This is a genomic window from Pseudoalteromonas sp. TB25, assembly GCF_000497995.1.
Classification (GTDB): Bacteria; Pseudomonadota; Gammaproteobacteria; order Enterobacterales; family Alteromonadaceae; genus Pseudoalteromonas; species Pseudoalteromonas distincta.
Genome location: NZ_AUTI01000353.1, coordinates 1 through 2,850, shown reverse-complemented (window position 1 = coordinate 2,850; position 2,850 = coordinate 1). Strand labels below are relative to the sequence as shown.

Sequence of the window (2,850 nt, the reverse complement as noted above, 5' to 3'; positions counted from 1 at the left end):
TGAATCGCCCCGAGTTCATCGGAGACCAGTTTGTTTAAGTCAGGCCACTTTACCTGACTCGTTTAAATTATCATAGTAGTCTGTTTCATATTGAGCTGGTGAAATATACCCAATTGAAGATAATAAGCGTTGATTATTAAACCAATTGACCCACTCTAACGTTGCGTATTCAACAGCATCAACATTCTTCCACGGGCCATTTCTGCGAATAATCTCTGTTTTAAATAATCCATTTATTGTTTCAGCCAATGCATTGTCATAAGAGTCACCCACACTGCCTACAGACGCTTGAATTCCAGCTTCAGCAAGTCGCTCAGTGTATCGTATAGACAAATATTGGCTGCCTCTGTCGCTGTGGTGAATTAACCCTTCGGGGTTGCCACGATGCCAAATAGCTTGCTCTAACGCATCAAGAATAAGCTCTGTGTGCATTGTCGTTGATACACGCCAACCTACAATGTATCGTGAAAAAACATCTATCACGAAAGCGACATAAACAAACCCACTCCATGTGGCAACATAGGTGATGTCAGCTACCCAAAGTTGATTTGGCTGCTCAGCAGTAAATTGACGATTAACTAAATCAAGTGGCTTATCTTGTTGCTCGTCAGGTATCGTTGTCTTATGTGCTTTACCCCGACGAACACCTTGAATTCCCATAACTCGCATCAATCGTTCGACTGTACAGCGGGCGACTTGATGGTCGTCAAGCTGTAGCTGCTTCCATATTTTTCTTGCACCATAAACTGACATATTATCCTCCCACACTTCGCGAATGAGTATTATCAGCTCAGCATCACGCTTTTTGCGGTTAGACAGTCGCTCAGGCTCTCTTTGTATCTGTTTATGAGAATAATACGTTGATGGTGCAATCGGCAATTCCTTGCAAATTGACTCGACACCGTAATGCTCTCTGCAAGCATCAATAAAATCCACTATTACTTCTGTTTGCGGTCGAGCTCCGCTTGGGCGAAAAAAGCGGCAGCTTGCCTCAGGATATCATTCGTTCGCTTGAGCTCTTTATTCTCGCGCTCTAAGACGGCAAGGCGTTCTTCAGTTGATTGCGTATTAGAAGAGGGTTTAGACGGTTGAGCTTGAGATTTCTTGACCCATGCTCTAAGTGTTTCTGGGGTACATCCCAGTTTATCTGAAATCGATACTAGCGCAGCCCAAAGAGAAGGGTATTCATGCTGTTGTGTGGTAACAAGCCTAATTGCACGTTCACGAAATTCTGATGTATAGCGATTTGATTTTTTCATAGTTCCAGTTTCTCAAGTTATTGAGTCTCTGGCAAACACGGGGCGATTCAGCGTAGCGGCTAAATGCGAGTTATTAATTCTCTTTTTGCTAATTATTTCAACTAGGTGAGCTGTTACATCTTCGTAAAATCCTTTCTCTTTAAGAAAGTCTTCTCTGACGGTTAAAGTACTTTGATTAATCTCAGCCAACCGATAATCATCGTTACTTAAGATGAAGTTTTTATAATTATCAGTTTGCTTAATTGTAGAAAAATTGTTGTAAATAAATTTAATCCACCTGACTTTTGACCTGATCGTACCTGTTTTCAACTTGCTAACTTCATTTATTATTAATGGATAATACTCAGGGTTATCAACTAAATCCTTGCGGATAAAGCTAAGTCTTTTAAACTCATTTTCAAGCCCAGATACCTGCCTATAAATTGCATTGAAAGCTTTCCACTTCCTCTCAAACGCGTCATATGGACTTTCTGAACAATGTGATTTAACTAAGTGAGTCAAAGCAATCAAATACGAGTGCCCCTTTACCGTTTCTTCAAAAATAACATTAACGGCGTTATGATTGAGCTTTTTAAGATTAGATAATTGATCCGCTTTACTTACAATCTGGTTTACATGTGTATTTTCTATTTTATGGCTACTCTTAAACTCTAGGTTACGAATGTAATCTATGGATATTTCCGAGATTTGAATCGCCTCCCCTAAATTACAGTAGTAATAAACTAATGCTTTAACTATTTGCGTATAGATAGCACTTGTATAGTTTTCAAATATGCCAGAAATTTCAACTTTATTACTACGTTGAGCAACAATAATAATTTTATTCCCAAATACGCTTACAGTATCTGTATATGATTTAGAAAAAGGGTATGGAACTTCTCCCTTGTAAATTTCATTATTATCTTTCTTTGCGAAGTCGATTGTTATAACGTATTTATGTTTTCTAGTTGATACCACTTAAATCCTCCAAGAATAATTGTAATTTTTAAAAGGTTTTTTCGTGCTAGTTTGGTGGATTATGTTAACCCAAAACGACTTTCAATAATGTTATGGGACAAAACTTACATGGCTATATTTATACACAGCCATTAATTAGTTCTATTTTTACTTAACCTAACCTTTAACTAAACGGTTTATAAAATTACCACTCATTTTCAAACCTTGTATCGTTCTCACATGGGTCACCATCTCTATCGCCATCCATTTTTGTATTAGGGCAGTTGTTAATAAAAAACACCGCCTCAGCACGTGAAGTCATTTGGCTGCAGTGCTGCCTGCCGTCACAGGTAAAATTTTGCGTGCTTTTTGGAATCACGATTTTTGAGTATTGCTCATCAAATGTGGCTAAATCGGCGTTGGTAATAACGGGGGTGTGGTAATTAAATTGCTCGTTACTTTTATAATGGCTGTATTTATTAACTGCGACAAAACCAAGTACAGCGATAATACTAATTGAGGCTACTTTGCCTAAAAAGCTGTCGGTAAAATTAGATTTAGCAACACGATGATGGTTTGATTTTTTAGGCGTTACTTTAAGCGCAGCTACGCCTTCTATCCGGCAATTTACGGCTTTGGTTTTACCGTCGGGCTG

At 38.5% G+C, this 2,850-nt stretch carries 3 protein-coding genes and 1 other annotated feature; all 3 genes read right to left on the bottom strand.

The window, feature by feature from the left end; genetic code table 11:
- Positions 1-39: 39 nt before the first annotated feature.
- Positions 40-1,259, bottom strand: a protein-coding gene (locus L652_RS0114965; RefSeq protein WP_223230517.1) for an IS3 family transposase whose coding sequence is annotated in 2 segments (ribosomal slippage) — positions 40-971 and positions 971-1,259 — 1,221 coding nt in all. Because the reading frame shifts where the segments join, the coding sequence is not laid out codon by codon here.
- Positions 865-981 (bottom strand) — a sequence feature (AL1L pseudoknot). (Overlaps the previous gene by 117 nt.)
- Positions 1,260-1,271: 12 nt before the next feature.
- Positions 1,272-2,216 carry a hypothetical protein gene (locus tag L652_RS0114955; RefSeq protein ID WP_024597202.1) on the bottom strand — a complete coding sequence of 315 codons (945 nt, stop codon included), beginning with the start codon at positions 2,214-2,216 and terminating at the stop codon, positions 1,272-1,274.
- 184 nt (positions 2,217-2,400) lie between these two features.
- Positions 2,401-2,850, bottom strand: a 450-nt coding sequence (locus L652_RS0114950) for an excalibur calcium-binding domain-containing protein (protein WP_024603530.1), incomplete at its 5' end; no start/stop codon positions are given.